Origin of the sequence: Rhizobium sp. Root1212 (genome assembly GCF_001424985.1) — a bacterium.
Taxonomy (GTDB): domain Bacteria; phylum Pseudomonadota; class Alphaproteobacteria; order Rhizobiales; family Rhizobiaceae; genus Pararhizobium.
Window position 1 is genome coordinate 24,585 of sequence record NZ_LMDA01000028.1, and the last position, 12,287, is coordinate 36,871.

The 12,287-nt window shown below is 61.0% G+C and carries 13 protein-coding genes; 9 read left to right on the top strand and 4 right to left on the bottom strand.

Annotated features, from left to right (window positions below; all coding sequences use genetic code 11):
- Window positions 1–4: 4 nt before the first annotated feature.
- The 4 genes from clpA (at window position 5) to ASC86_RS24160 (ending at window position 4,675) form a co-directional block, all read left to right on the top strand.
- On the top strand, window positions 5–2,533 hold the full coding sequence (gene clpA / locus ASC86_RS24145) for an ATP-dependent Clp protease ATP-binding subunit ClpA (protein WP_056327273.1): 2,529 nt from the start codon (window positions 5–7) through the stop codon (window positions 2,531–2,533).
- Window positions 2,534–2,607: 74 nt separating this feature from the next.
- On the top strand, window positions 2,608–3,354 hold the full coding sequence (locus tag ASC86_RS24150) for an AzlC family ABC transporter permease (protein WP_056327275.1): 747 nt from the start codon (window positions 2,608–2,610) through the stop codon (window positions 3,352–3,354).
- Window positions 3,351–3,695, top strand: coding sequence for an AzlD domain-containing protein (locus ASC86_RS24155; protein WP_056327277.1), 345 nt, complete (start codon window positions 3,351–3,353; stop codon window positions 3,693–3,695). The genes ASC86_RS24150 and ASC86_RS24155 overlap by 4 nt, the downstream gene beginning before the upstream one ends.
- A gap of 71 nt (window positions 3,696–3,766) precedes the next feature.
- Window positions 3,767–4,675 (top strand): phosphatase PAP2 family protein, encoded by a 909-nt coding sequence (locus ASC86_RS24160; RefSeq protein ID WP_056327279.1) that lies wholly within the window; start codon window positions 3,767–3,769, stop codon window positions 4,673–4,675.
- Window positions 4,676–4,689: 14 nt separating this feature from the next.
- Here the strand turns inward: ASC86_RS24160 and ASC86_RS24165 are convergent, their stop codons facing one another.
- The 4 genes from ASC86_RS24165 to ASC86_RS24180 are packed head-to-tail and all read right to left on the bottom strand — an operon-like array spanning window position 4,690 to window position 7,536.
- Window positions 4,690–5,115 carry an HIT family protein gene (locus ASC86_RS24165; protein WP_056327281.1) on the bottom strand — a complete coding sequence of 142 codons (426 nt, stop codon included), beginning with the start codon at window positions 5,113–5,115 and terminating at the stop codon, window positions 4,690–4,692.
- A 23-nt stretch (window positions 5,116–5,138) separates the two neighbouring features.
- A complete protein-coding gene (locus ASC86_RS24170) occupies window positions 5,139–6,332 on the bottom strand; it encodes a GNAT family N-acetyltransferase (RefSeq protein ID WP_056327283.1) in 1,194 nt (397 codons plus the stop codon).
- Between the two features lie 2 nt (window positions 6,333–6,334).
- Window positions 6,335–7,063 carry a glycerophosphodiester phosphodiesterase gene (locus tag ASC86_RS24175; RefSeq protein WP_056327285.1) on the bottom strand — a complete coding sequence of 243 codons (729 nt, stop codon included), beginning with the start codon at window positions 7,061–7,063 and terminating at the stop codon, window positions 6,335–6,337.
- Between the two features lie 5 nt (window positions 7,064–7,068).
- Window positions 7,069–7,536, bottom strand: a complete 468-nt coding sequence (locus ASC86_RS24180) for a RidA family protein (protein WP_056327287.1) — start codon at window positions 7,534–7,536, stop codon at window positions 7,069–7,071.
- 148 nt (window positions 7,537–7,684) lie between these two features.
- On the opposite strand from ASC86_RS24180, the gene ASC86_RS24185 reads away from it, so the two are divergent.
- The 5 genes from ASC86_RS24185 to frr all read left to right on the top strand — a co-directional run bounded on the left by ASC86_RS24185 (window position 7,685) and on the right by frr (window position 12,250).
- Window positions 7,685–8,512, top strand: coding sequence for a cell envelope integrity EipB family protein (locus ASC86_RS24185; protein ID WP_056327289.1), 828 nt, complete (start codon window positions 7,685–7,687; stop codon window positions 8,510–8,512).
- Between the two features lie 337 nt (window positions 8,513–8,849).
- Window positions 8,850–9,617: a 30S ribosomal protein S2 gene (gene rpsB / locus ASC86_RS24190; RefSeq protein ID WP_056327291.1), complete on the top strand. Its 768-nt coding sequence runs from the start codon at window positions 8,850–8,852 to the stop codon at window positions 9,615–9,617.
- A 235-nt stretch (window positions 9,618–9,852) separates the two neighbouring features.
- Window positions 9,853–10,776, top strand: a complete 924-nt coding sequence (tsf, locus tag ASC86_RS24195; protein WP_056327293.1) for a translation elongation factor Ts — start codon at window positions 9,853–9,855, stop codon at window positions 10,774–10,776.
- A gap of 154 nt (window positions 10,777–10,930) precedes the next feature.
- Window positions 10,931–11,653, top strand: coding sequence for a UMP kinase (gene pyrH / locus ASC86_RS24200; protein ID WP_056327295.1), 723 nt, complete (start codon window positions 10,931–10,933; stop codon window positions 11,651–11,653).
- A gap of 36 nt (window positions 11,654–11,689) precedes the next feature.
- A complete protein-coding gene (gene frr, locus ASC86_RS24205; protein ID WP_056327297.1) occupies window positions 11,690–12,250 on the top strand; it encodes a ribosome recycling factor in 561 nt (186 codons plus the stop codon).
- The last annotated feature ends 37 nt before the right edge of the window (window positions 12,251–12,287 follow it).

The window sequence follows — 12,287 nt, forward strand, 5'->3', positions numbered from 1 at the left end:
GAACGTGCCAACATTTTCGACCAGCCTTGAAAAGGCGCTGCACCAGGCTCTGACACTGGCCAACGAGCGTCATCACGAATACGCGACGCTGGAGCACCTGCTCCTGGCGCTGATCGACGATTCGGATGCGGCGGCGGTCATGGGCGCGTGCAACGTCAATCTCGACAGCCTTCGCAAGACCGTGTCGGATTACGTCGATAACGAACTCGGCAATCTGGTGACGGGCTATGACGAGGATTCCAAGCCCACGGCCGGCTTCCAGCGCGTCATCCAGCGCGCAGTGATCCATGTGCAATCCTCCGGGCGCGAAGAGGTGACCGGCGCCAACGTGCTCGTCGCGATCTTCGCCGAGCGCGAAAGCCACGCCGCCTATTTCCTGCAGGAGCAGGAGATGACCCGTTACGACGCGGTCAACTTCATCTCGCACGGCATCGCCAAGCGCCCCGGTTCCACCGAAGCGCGCACGCCGCGGGGTGCCGAAGAATCCGAATCGGAACAGAAGGCCCCGCGTAGCGGCGGGGACCAGGAAGAGGGCGGCGCCAAGAAGCAGCAGGATGCCCTGACCGCTTACTGCGTCAACCTCAACGAGAAGGCCAAGGTCGGCAAGATCGATCCGCTGATCGGCCGTCATGCCGAGGTCAACCGCACGATCCAGGTCCTGTGCCGCCGTTCGAAGAACAACCCGCTCTATGTCGGTGATCCCGGCGTCGGCAAGACCGCGATCGCCGAAGGCCTCGCCAAGCGCATCGTCGAAAAGAAAGTGCCTGAAGCGTTGCAGGATGCGACGATCTTCTCGCTCGACATGGGCACGCTGCTCGCCGGCACCCGCTATCGCGGCGATTTCGAAGAGCGCCTGAAGCAGGTCGTCAAGGAACTGGAAGACTATCCGGGTGCCGTGCTGTTCATCGACGAAATCCACACCGTCATCGGTGCGGGCGCGACCTCGGGCGGCGCCATGGATGCGTCGAACCTGTTGAAGCCGGCTCTGTCCTCCGGGGCGATCCGCTGCATCGGCTCGACCACCTATAAGGAATACCGCCAGTTCTTCGAAAAGGACCGGGCGCTCGTCCGCCGCTTCCAGAAGATCGACGTCAACGAGCCGACCATCGACGACGCCATAGAGATCATGAAGGGCCTGAAGCCCTATTTCGAGGACTATCACAAGCTGAAATACTCGAACGAGGCGATCAAGTCGGCAGTCGAGCTTTCGGCACGCTACATCAACGACCGCAAGCTGCCGGACAAGGCGATCGACGTGATCGACGAGACCGGTGCGGCCCAGATGCTGCTGCCCGCCAACAAGCGCCGCAAGCTGATCACCGAAAAGGAGATCGAAGTCACGATCGCCACCATGGCCCGCATTCCGCCGAAGACCGTTTCCAAGGACGACGAGACCGTTCTCGCCAACCTCGAAAAGGAACTGCGCTCGGTGGTCTATGGCCAGGATCTGGCGATTGAGGCCCTGTCGTCGGCGATCAAGCTGGCGCGTGCGGGCCTGCGCGAACCGAACAAGCCGATCGGCTCTTACGTCTTCTCCGGCCCGACCGGCGTCGGCAAGACGGAAGTCGCCAAGCAGCTTGCCGCCTCGCTCGGCGTCGAACTGCTGCGCTTCGATATGTCGGAATATATGGAACGCCACACGGTCTCGCGACTGCTTGGCGCACCTCCCGGCTATGTCGGCTTCGATCAGGGCGGTCTCCTGACCGATGGCGTCGATCAGCATCCGCATTGCGTGCTGCTGCTCGATGAAATCGAAAAGGCGCATCCGGACCTGTTCAACATCCTGCTGCAGGTCATGGACCACGGGTCGCTGACGGACCACAACGGCAAGAAGATCGACTTCCGCAACGTCATCCTGATCATGACGACCAATGCGGGCGCGTCTGAAATGGCCAAGGCCGCCTTCGGCTTCGGTTCGTCGAAGCGGGAAGGCGAGGATGTGGAGGCACTGAACCGCCTGTTCACGCCGGAGTTCCGCAACCGTCTGGATGCGGTGATCCCGTTCGGCTCGCTGCCGACGCCGGTCATCCATCAGGTCGTGCAGAAGTTCGTCATGCAGCTGGAAACGCAGCTTGCCGAGCGCAACGTCACCTTCGACCTGCATCCCGATGCAATCGCCTGGCTGGCGGAGAAGGGGTACGACGAAAAGATGGGTGCCCGTCCGCTGGCGCGCGTCATCCAGGAAAACATCAAGAAGCCGCTCGCCGACGAAATCCTCTTCGGCAAGCTGAAGAAGGGTGGCGTCGTCTCCGTCTCGGTTGGCATCAAGCCGGACGGCACGAAGGGTATTCTGCTCGATGCCGTGCCGGAAACCGCACGCATCAAGCCAAAGGCCGAGATCGTCACCCCGGTCAAGAAGTCCAAGGCCGTAAAGCCGAAGGACGTCGAGACTGTCGGCGCCGAAAACGACGTCAAGCCGAAGCCGAAAAAGGCCGCCGCGAAGGCGACCGCCAAGGCGGAAGCTCCGCCGGCCGTCGCCTCCGATGCGCCCCGTAAGGGCCGCACGGTTCCGAAAGTGCCGCGCAAGAAATAAGCATCGGTAGCAAAACAGGAGATGCCGGGTTAAAAGCCCGGCATCTTTTTTATGAACAAGACGCAGGCAGATTGATGGATCAGGAAAACAGCGCGTCGCATGCCCATTGGTTTCTAATGGGCATGCGCGGCATTGCCAGCCTTCCGGCCATGATCCTGATGCTGTCCTTCGTCGGGTTCTGCGCGCTGACGGTGCAGGCCGGCATTCCCGTCGAGCAGGTGGTGTTCATGGTCGGCGCGGTCTGGGCGCTGCCTGCCAAGGTCATTCTCGTCAGTTCGATGATGGCCGGCGCCAATTTGCTCACCGCCTTCATCGCCGTCACCCTGTCTTCCGTGCGCATGATGCCGATGGTCGCGGCCCTAGTGCCGGAAATCCGCGGGCGCCGCACCCCCACCTGGCTGCTGCTGTTCCTGTCGCATTTCGTGGCGATCACCGCCTGGGTCTATGCCATGGAAAAGGTTGTGAGCGTGCCGCGGGAGCGCCGCATCGCCTTTTTCGCCGGTTTCGGTATCACGCTCGTTCTGGCGAACATGCTGCTGGTCGCCGTCGCCTACCGCTATGTCGCAACCTTCCCGCCGATCGTCGCCGGCTGCCTCTTCTTCCTGACGCCGGTCTATTTCCTCGCTTCGATCTGGAATTCCGCGCGCCATCGCGTCGTCCATATCGCGATGGTGCTCGGGCTTGTCGGCGGGCCGCTGTTTTACTGGCTCGTCCCGGAGTTCGACATCCTGCTGGCGGGGCTGATCGGTGGCACGCTCGCCTGGGCCGTCGAACGGACGTGGCGGGTCCGGCAGGCGGAAAAAGCGGAGATCGAAGCATGACAGCGCTCGACGGCTGGTGGCCCTATGTCTTCATCGCGGTTGCCGGCTGGTTGGCAACCGATATCTGGCGCTGGCTCGGCGTGCTCACCGGCAATCGCCTTCGGGAGGATTCCGAAGCCTTGAACTGGGTGAGGGCGGTCGCGACCGCACTGGTCGCCGCCGTCGTCGCAAAGCTCATCGTCTATCCGACAGGCGTTCTCGAAGCCTCACCGCTCTGGCTGCGGTTGGGGTCCGTGACCGTCGGGGCTGCCGCCTTCTTCGCGGCCGGCCAGAGGCCTGCTGTCGGGATCGGCACGTCGATCACAGCGCTTGCAGTTGGCCTGTATATGCTCGGGTTCTGAGGTTGGCGTACCACGGCTTATGACAATCTTAAAATTAATCGGCTATCTGCTGTCTGAAGCAGGAGGCAGCCATGCACGTTCTTCCGGTCGAGCGTTTTATCCTCATACTGATTACGACGCTGGCTGTTCTCGATGCCGGCCTGATGGTGCTGAACGGCGTAGCGGTTGATGTCGTGGGCTATGCGGCGCTGCTATCCTGCGGCATCCTTTGCCTCGCGATCGGCCAGTTCTATCGCGGTGTGCGCAGCGAGGCCCGGATTTCGGTTCCGGTGACGGCTGCCGGCCTCTTTATCCTGTTTTCGATCGTCGGCTCGGTTTTCAACTATCTGCTGCTGCCGGTCCGCTTTCCGCCGATCGATGCCATGCTGGTACGGTCGGATGCGGCGCTCGGTTTCGATTGGCCGGGCTTGATGACCTGGATGGCGCACTATCCTGTCGTTGTAAGGGCACTCGGCTTCGTCTACCAGACGTCGCTGGTGCAGATGATCGCGGTGATCCTCATTCTTGGCTTTTCCGGAAAATTCCTGCTGCTGCACCGCTTTTTGCTGACGGGTATCGTCGGTTCGCTGCTGGCAATCGTCTTCTGGTTCTTTTTCCCGGCCTTCGGGACATCCTATGTCTATGATGTATCGGCGATTGCGGGACTGCCGCTGGTGGTCAACTCCGGCTATGGTGAGGAACTGCGGCACCTGGCGCAAAATGGTATCGCCATGCTGATGCCGGGAAAGGTGCTCGGGCTCGTCGCCTTTCCCTCCGTCCACACGCTGATGGCTTGCCTCTCCGTGTTTTTCCTCAGGGGCAACCGGTTTATCTTTCCGGTGGTGGCATGCCTCAACCTGTTGATGCTGCCCGCCATCATCATTCATGGCGGGCATCATCTGAGCGACATGCTGGGCGGTTTCGCCCTATTTGGCGTGGCCTACGGCCTGACAAGCAGGCTGATGCGGGTAAGCGCCGGAGAGCCGGTTGTCGCCGCCTGAGCGATGGAAGCACGTTATCGGCCGAGCGCCGCCTTGATCTTCTCGGCATTGGCCGCAAGCACCGCACCATCTTCCATCGTGCCGGAATGCGGTCGCATCGCAATGCCGTCCCAGCGCGGCACGACGTGGAAATGCAGATGAAAGACGGATTGTCCGGCCGGCGCTTCGTTGAACTGCAGTATGGTGATGCCATCGGCATCGAAGGCCTTCTTGGCGGCCACCGCAACCTTCTGCACGACCGGAATGAGCGCTGTCAGCGTCGCCGGATCGGCGTCGAGGATATTGCGCGACGCTGCTTTCGGCACGACCAGCGTGTGGCCTTCCGCCTGCGGCATCACATCCATAAAGGCGACCACGTTGTCATCCTCATAGACGCGGTGCGAGGGGATTTCGCCGCGCAGGATCTTGGCGAAGATGTTATTGTCGTCGTAGCCTCTCATGGCCTCTTCCTTCCCTGTGGATGTCAATCGTCGTGCTGCTGGCGCTCGCCCTTGCGGAAAGGGCTGTGCTCGCCAAGGATTTCCCCGATCTCCTCGATCTCGTGCCGCTCGCGCACGAGATAGTCGGCAACGGCGCGCCGGAGGCCCGGATGGGTGATGTAATGCGCCGAATGGGTGATGACCGGCATATAGCCGCGCGCCAGCTTGTGTTCCCCTTGAGCGCCGGCCTCGACGCGGGAAAGGCCCTTGCTTATCGCAAAATCGATCGCCTGATGGTAGCAGACCTCGAAATGCAGGAACGGATGATCCTCGATCGCCCCCCAATGACGGCCGTAAAGCGCATCACCGCCGATGAAATTGATGGCGCCGGCAATGTATCGGCCGTTGCGCTTCGCCATGACGAGCAGGATATCGTCGGCCATGCGCTCGCCGATCAGCGAATAGAATTTGCGCGTGAGGTAAGGCCGGCCCCACTTGCGGCCGCCGGTATCCATGTAGAAGGCGAAGAACTGATCCCAGATTTTTTCGGTGAGATCGGAACCGGTCAGCCAGTCGATGGTGATGCCGTTTTCCAGCGCCGCGCGGCGTTCCTTCTTCAGGGCCTTGCGCTTGCGGGAGGCGAGCGTTTCTAGAAAATCGTCATGGCTGCCATAGCTGGCATTTGTGAAATGGAATTGCTGGTCGGTCCGGTGAAGGAAGCCGGCCGCTTCGAGCACCGGCAATTCGTTTTCGGGCAGGAAGGTGATGTGGGCGGACGAGGCGTCGTGGCGGCGTGTCAGTTCCATCAGGCCGGCGGCAAGGGCCGCCTGTGTAGCCTGCCGGTCTTCGCCGGGTCGCACGAGAAGCCGTGGGCCGGTCGCGGGCGTGAAGGGTACCGAGCTTTGCAGTTTGGGATAATAGTGTCCGCCGGCGCGGGTAAACGCATCCGCCCAGCCATGGTCGAAGACATATTCGCCCTGGCTGTGGTTCTTGAGATAGCCGATCAGGCCGCCGGCCATCCGGCCAGCCTGATCTTCGATCAACAGATGTTGTCCAAGCCAGCCCGTTTCCGCCGTCGCCGAACCCGATTCCTCCAGTGCCGAGAGATAGGCGTGCGACACGAACGGATTATAGACGCTTTCCGGCTGGCCCTTGGCCGCGCCGGAAAGGCTGTTCCACTCGTCCTTCGCGATATCGGCGAAGGAGGTTTCTACGCGGATTTTTATCTCGCCGGTCATCCTTAGGCGATAGTTCCTTCCCTGGGGTCGAAGCCCTCGAATGTCATCTGGTCGGCATGGGCGTAGGTGTAGTCGACGGCCTTGCCATCCCGAACCGTCCAGGTGATCACCGGACGGCCCTGCGCACGCTGCGCCGTGATGAAGGAATTTGGCAGATCTCCATAGAAATAGGAAATGAAATCAAGCCCGAGCTGCATCGCTTCTTCGTGAAGGAAGAAAGTTTCAGGAGTCGAGCCCTCCGCCGTCAAGCCGATCGGGTAGGGCGGATCGAGCGCCTTCAGGTCCTTCAGCAGCCAGTGGTCGAAGCTCATCAGCGCCACATGGCCCTGATAACCCTCCAGCGCCTCGACAATGGCATCGGCAAAACCGTCGTCATCGCCTTTGCGGCCCTTGAGTTCGATGATGAGGGGCACACGGCCCTTGACGAGACGCAGCAATTGGCCGAGCGACGGCACCTTGTCGGCGGTACCGCCAACGGCCATCAGCGCCAGTTCGCCGACGCTTTTGGCACGCACGTCACCCTTGATGCCGCAGAGCCGCAGCATGTCGTCGTCATGAAAGACGACCGGAACGCCATCGGCCGAATATTGCACGTCGCACTCGATGGCGTAGCCATTTTCGACCGCGCGTGAAAAAGCCGAAAGCGTGTTTTCCCAGATCGCGTGGTTCATGTCATGATAGCCGCGATGGGCGATCGGTTGCGCGGTCAGCCAGGAGATATCCTTCGTCATGGCAATCAGGCGATTTCGATCACGGCGTCGATCTCGACGGCGGCGTTGAAGGGCAGGGCGGCCATGCCGACGGCGGCGCGGGCATGCTTGCCGGCATCGCCGAGAACGCCGGCGATCAGGTTCGAGGCGCCGTTGAGAACGAGATGCTGCTCGACGAAGCTCGGTACGGAGGCGACGAAGCCGTTGAGCTTGACGACGCGCTTGATGCGACCGAGATCGCCGTTAAGCGCCGCATTTGCCTGCGCAAGGATGTTGATGGCGCAAAGTTCGGCGGCGCGCTGGCCGGTCGGGACATCGACGCCGTCGCCGAGATGACCGGTAACCGCAATCTTGCCGTTTTCCATCGGAAGCTGGCCGGAAATATAAAGATGCGAGCCGCTGATGACATAGGGCACGTAATTTGCGGCGGGCGCTGCGGCCTGCGGCAGGGTGATTCCCAGGTCTTTCAGGCGGGCTTCGATGGATGCGGACATGGATGACTCCCGGAGAATGTTGTCTTTTCCTTGTAAATACGGCATGCACAGCCGAGATTCACGAGGTCGTCGCGTAAGCGTCGCGAGTGGATGTGCCTCGCTTCCGATGTTCTATCGCATCGCAGGCGAGTCCAACAGGAGGAAACGGATGTTTCGTGCAGGCGCCCTCATGGCGTTGCCCTTCGTAACGGGGGCATGTATCTCGGGTGTGACGGCAGCCCATGCCGCGCCGGGCAGCGGGCTCGTGCCGCATCGCGCCGTCTACGATCTCGAACTGAAGGACGCCTCCGAACGCTCCGGCATTTCCGGCATGTACGGTCGCATGGTCTATGAGTTCAACGGCTCGGCCTGCGAGGGATATACCGTCAGCTTCCGCTTCGTTACCAAGGTCGATACCGGCGAAGAGGTGAAGCTCACCGACCAGCAGACCACGACCTACGAGGATATCAAGGGCGGCAATTTCCGTTTCCTCACGCGCTCCTTCACCGATGAAAAGCTCGACAAGGAAGTGCGCGGTTCCGCCCATGACGATAAGAAAGGCGTTGTCGTCGATCTGACCGAGCCGGAAAAGCGTAAGGTCGATCTCGCCCAGAGCCTGTTCCCGACAGAGCATATGCTCGAAGTCATCGACCGGGCGAAAAAGGGGCAGACGCTGTTCGAATCGCGCATCTTCGACGGCTCGGATTCCGGCGACAAGACGCTGATCACCACGACGCTGGTCGGCAAGCAGCGCAAGCCATTGGCCGACGATCCCGATGTGAGCAAAGCCGGCGAAATGGCCGATAAGGTCTATTGGCCGGTGACGATCTCCTACTTCGACGACGACCAGAGCGGCGATGCCCTGCCGATCTACCGCATGGAGTTCAAGCTCTACGAGAACGGCATCACCCGCGATCTCACTATGGATTACGGCGATTTCGTTCTGAGCGGCAAGCTGGCCGATCTTGAGCTTTTCCAGCCGGCTGATTGCAAGTAATGTGTTCCAAGGAGCGTGTGTCTCTCTCCTCCGTCATGGTCGGGCTTGACCCGACCATCTTCCACGGACTCCGCGCTGACGAGGGGCCGGCAGATCCTCAGGACAAGCCCGAGGATGACGAAGGAGAGTGAGGGGGAGGGAGTGTTCCCTTCCTCGATACCTTCGTGTTTTCTCACCCCAGGGCTTGATTAATCGAGCAGTCCGCTGTATGGCGACCCCATTCCACACGTAGGGTTTGGGATTTTCCGGGAGAAATCCGGAAGGTTCCGCCGGTGGCGTTCTTCAAGAGAAGACGCTGTTTGCCCTGCGGAGGTTAACCGGAAAAGGAGAAAAAGGCATGGCATTGCCTGATTTCAGCATGCGCCAGCTTCTGGAAGCTGGTGTTCACTTCGGCCACCAGACCCACCGCTGGAACCCGAAGATGAAGCCGTACATCTTCGGCGAACGTTCCAACGTCCACATCATCGACCTCGCGCAGACCGTGCCGATGCTGTCGCGCGCCCTGCAGATCGTCAGCGACACCGTTGCCAAGGGGGGCCGCGTTCTGTTCGTCGGCACCAAGCGCCAGGCTTCGGAAATCATTGCTGACGCTGCCAAGCGTTCGGCCCAGTACTACGTCAATGCTCGCTGGCTCGGCGGCATGATGACCAACTGGAAGACCATCTCGAACTCGATCCAGCGCCTGCGCAAGCTCGACGAAATCCTCGCTTCGGAAGGCTCCGGCTATTCGAAGAAGGAGCGTCTGAACCTCGAGCGCGAACGCGAAAAGCTGAACCGCGCTCTCGGCGGTATCCGCGACATGGGCGGCGTTCCGGACCTGATGTTCATCATCGACACCAACAAGGAATCGATCGCCATCCAGGAAGCCAAGCGTCTCGGCATCCCGGTTGTCGCCATCATCGACTCCAACTGCGATCCGGACCAGATCGACTTCCCGATCCCCGGCAACGACGACGCTTCGCGCGCGATCTCGCTCTACTGCGACCTGATCTCGCGTGCCGCTCTCGACGGCATTGCCCGTCAGCAGGGCGCTTCGGGCCGTGACCTCGGCGCTGCAGAAGACCTGCCGCTCGAGCCGGCTCTGGAAGAATCTGCCGAAGCCTGATCGTGTCGGGCGGCCGGATGACCGGCCGCTCCTCGATATAAAATCTGGACGAGGCCGTTTGCGATCGAAGAAGTAAACGGCCTTGTTCTTTTGCACGGGACGAAGGTTCGCGTTGCACCGTCGCGATGGCTTTCATCACGATGTCACATTCAGGGGTCATTCCCTGCCACACCCTCCTGGTCGGGCGCCGGAACTCTGGCAGCACACCAGCCGAACAAGCAAAGAGGCAAAGAAGATGAGCGTTACTGCAGCAATGGTGAAGGAACTGCGCGAAAAGACCGGCGCAGGCATGATGGATTGCAAGAAGGCCCTGGCCGAAACCAACGGCGACATGGAAGCCGCGATCGACTGGCTGCGCGCCAAGGGCATCGCCAAGGCCGACAAGAAGTCGGGCCGTGCAGCCGCTGAAGGCCTGATCGGCATCGCATCCGCCGGCACCAAGGCCGTCGTCGTCGAACTGAACTCCGAAACCGACTTCGTTGCCCGCAACGATGCCTTCCAGGATCTCGTCCGCGGTATCGCTGGCGTTGCCGTCAACACCGACGGCTCGGTCGAAGCGATCAGCGCTGCGACCTATCCGGCAACCGGCAAGCCGGTTTCCGAAACCATCGTCGACGCGATCGCGACGATCGGTGAAAACATGACGCTGCGCCGCTCGGCTCTGCTGTCGGTCGAAGACGGCGTTGTCGCCACCTACATCCACAACTCGGTTGCCGACGGCCTCGGCAAGCTCGGCGTTCTCGTCGCGCTGAAGTCGACCGGCGACAAGGACGCTCTGACTGCCATCGGCCGCCAGGTTGCCATGCACATCGCTGCGACCAACCCGCTCGCCATCCGTTCGAGCGAAGTCGATGCCGCCGTCGCCGAGCGCGAGCGCAACGTCTTCATCGAGCAGGCCCGCGAATCCGGCAAGCCGGATGCGATCATCGAAAAGATGGTCGAAGGCCGCATGCGCAAGTTCTTCGAGGAAGTCGCCCTTCTCTCGCAGGCTTTTGTCATGAACCCCGACCTGACCGTCGAAGCCGCCGTCAAGGAAGCTGAAAAGTCGGTTGGTGCGCCGATCGAAATCACCGGCATGGCCCGTCTTCTCCTCGGCGAAGGCGTCGAGAAGGAAGAAAGCGATTTCGCAGCCGAAGTGGCAGCCGTCGCCAAGGGTTGATTTCTTCATCCCGATTTGGAAAACCAAGGGGCATCGCGTGACAACGCGGTGCCCTTCGTGTATCCGGCATCACCATAATTTGGCGCAGGCCCGCTTTCGGATCGTTTCGAGAGGCGAGAGGCCGCGCGGATACGATCATAGCTCAGGAGCGACAATGTCGGCGAAACCACTCTACAAGCGCGTTCTGCTCAAGGCTTCCGGCGAAGCCCTGATGGGCAATCAGGGCTTCGGCATCGATGTCGCCGTGGCCGACCGCATCGCCAGCGATATCGCCGAAGCGCGCGCCATGGGCGTCGAAGTCGGCGTGGTGGTCGGCGGCGGCAACATTTTTCGCGGTGTCGCTGTTGCTTCGAAGGGCGGCGACCGGGTGACCGGCGACCACATGGGCATGCTGGCGACCGTCATCAACGCGCTGGCGCTGGCGACCTCGCTGCGCAAGCTCGATATCGACACCGTCGTTCTCTCGGCCATCGCTATGCCGGAAATCTGCGAGAGCTTCTCGCAGCGCGCCACGCTCTATCACCTGTCTCTCGGCCGCGTGGTGATCTTTGCCGGCGGCACCGGCAATCCGTTCTTCACCACCGACTCGGCCGCAGCCCTGCGCGCGGCTGAAATGGGCGCTGAGGCGATCTTCAAGGGCACCCAGGTCGATGGCATCTATTCGGCCGATCCGAAGAAGGACCCGACCGCGACCCGCTACGACCATCTGACCCACGATCAGGTTCTGCAGCAGGGCCTCGCCGTCATGGATGTTGCAGCCGTGGCGCTGGCGCGCGAAAACAGGATACCGATCATCGTCTTCTCGATCCACGAGAAGGGTGGTTTTGCCGAAATTCTGACCGGCGGTGGCCGTGCAACCATTGTAACCGACAACTAATCCACGATCTCGACGTCGAAAACCGGAGTTTGATCCATGAGTGAAGGTATTGATCTGGGTGATGTGAAGCGCCGTATGGATGGCGCTGTGAACGCCTTCAAGAGCGACATCGCCTCGTTGCGCACTGGCCGCGCCTCGGCCAACGTTCTCGATCCGGTGATGGTCGAGGCCTATGGTTCGCGTGTGCCGCTGAACCAGGTCGCCAACATCACCGTTCCGGAAGCCCGCATGCTCGGCGTTTCCATCTGGGACAAGTCGATGGTCAATGCCGTCGATCGTGCCATCCGCGAATCGAATCTCGGCCTCAACCCGATCGTCGATGGCCAGAACCTGCGCATTCCGCTACCGGAACTGAACGAAGAGCGCCGCAAGTCGCTGGTCAAGGTTGCCCATGATTATGCCGAAAAGGCCAAGATCGCGATCCGCAACGTGCGCCGCGACGGCATGGACACCTTGAAAAAGGCGGAAAAGGACGGTGATATCGGGCAGGACACGAGCCGTAGCCAGTCGGAAAAGGTCCAGAAGATTACCGATGACATGATTTCGGACATCGACCGCTTGCTCGTCGAGAAGGAAAAAGAAATCATGCAGGTGTAGTCTGCATTTTTTCCGAGTCTCTTTTTTCCGGGCCGTC

What these genes read in the sequence shown, in the direction of transcription:
- ASC86_RS24170 (WP_056327283.1), bottom strand. Translation starts at nt 6,332, where the DNA reads ATGACCGGCGAGATAAAAATCCGCGTAGAAACCTCCTTCGCCGATATC.
- frr (WP_056327297.1), top strand. Translation starts at nt 11,690, where the DNA reads ATGAGTGAAGGTATTGATCTGGGTGATGTGAAGCGCCGTATGGATGGC.
- ASC86_RS24155 (WP_056327277.1), top strand. Translation starts at nt 3,351, where the DNA reads ATGACAGCGCTCGACGGCTGGTGGCCCTATGTCTTCATCGCGGTTGCC.
- pyrH (WP_056327295.1), top strand. Translation starts at nt 10,931, where the DNA reads ATGTCGGCGAAACCACTCTACAAGCGCGTTCTGCTCAAGGCTTCCGGC.
- ASC86_RS24175 (WP_056327285.1), bottom strand. Translation starts at nt 7,063, where the DNA reads ATGACGAAGGATATCTCCTGGCTGACCGCGCAACCGATCGCCCATCGC.
- tsf (WP_056327293.1), top strand. Translation starts at nt 9,853, where the DNA reads ATGAGCGTTACTGCAGCAATGGTGAAGGAACTGCGCGAAAAGACCGGC.
- ASC86_RS24160 (WP_056327279.1), top strand. Translation starts at nt 3,767, where the DNA reads ATGCACGTTCTTCCGGTCGAGCGTTTTATCCTCATACTGATTACGACG.
- ASC86_RS24185 (WP_056327289.1), top strand. Translation starts at nt 7,685, where the DNA reads ATGTTTCGTGCAGGCGCCCTCATGGCGTTGCCCTTCGTAACGGGGGCA.
- ASC86_RS24150 (WP_056327275.1), top strand. Translation starts at nt 2,608, where the DNA reads ATGGATCAGGAAAACAGCGCGTCGCATGCCCATTGGTTTCTAATGGGC.
- ASC86_RS24165 (WP_056327281.1), bottom strand. Translation starts at nt 5,115, where the DNA reads ATGAGAGGCTACGACGACAATAACATCTTCGCCAAGATCCTGCGCGGC.
- ASC86_RS24180 (WP_056327287.1), bottom strand. Translation starts at nt 7,536, where the DNA reads ATGTCCGCATCCATCGAAGCCCGCCTGAAAGACCTGGGAATCACCCTG.
- rpsB (WP_056327291.1), top strand. Translation starts at nt 8,850, where the DNA reads ATGGCATTGCCTGATTTCAGCATGCGCCAGCTTCTGGAAGCTGGTGTT.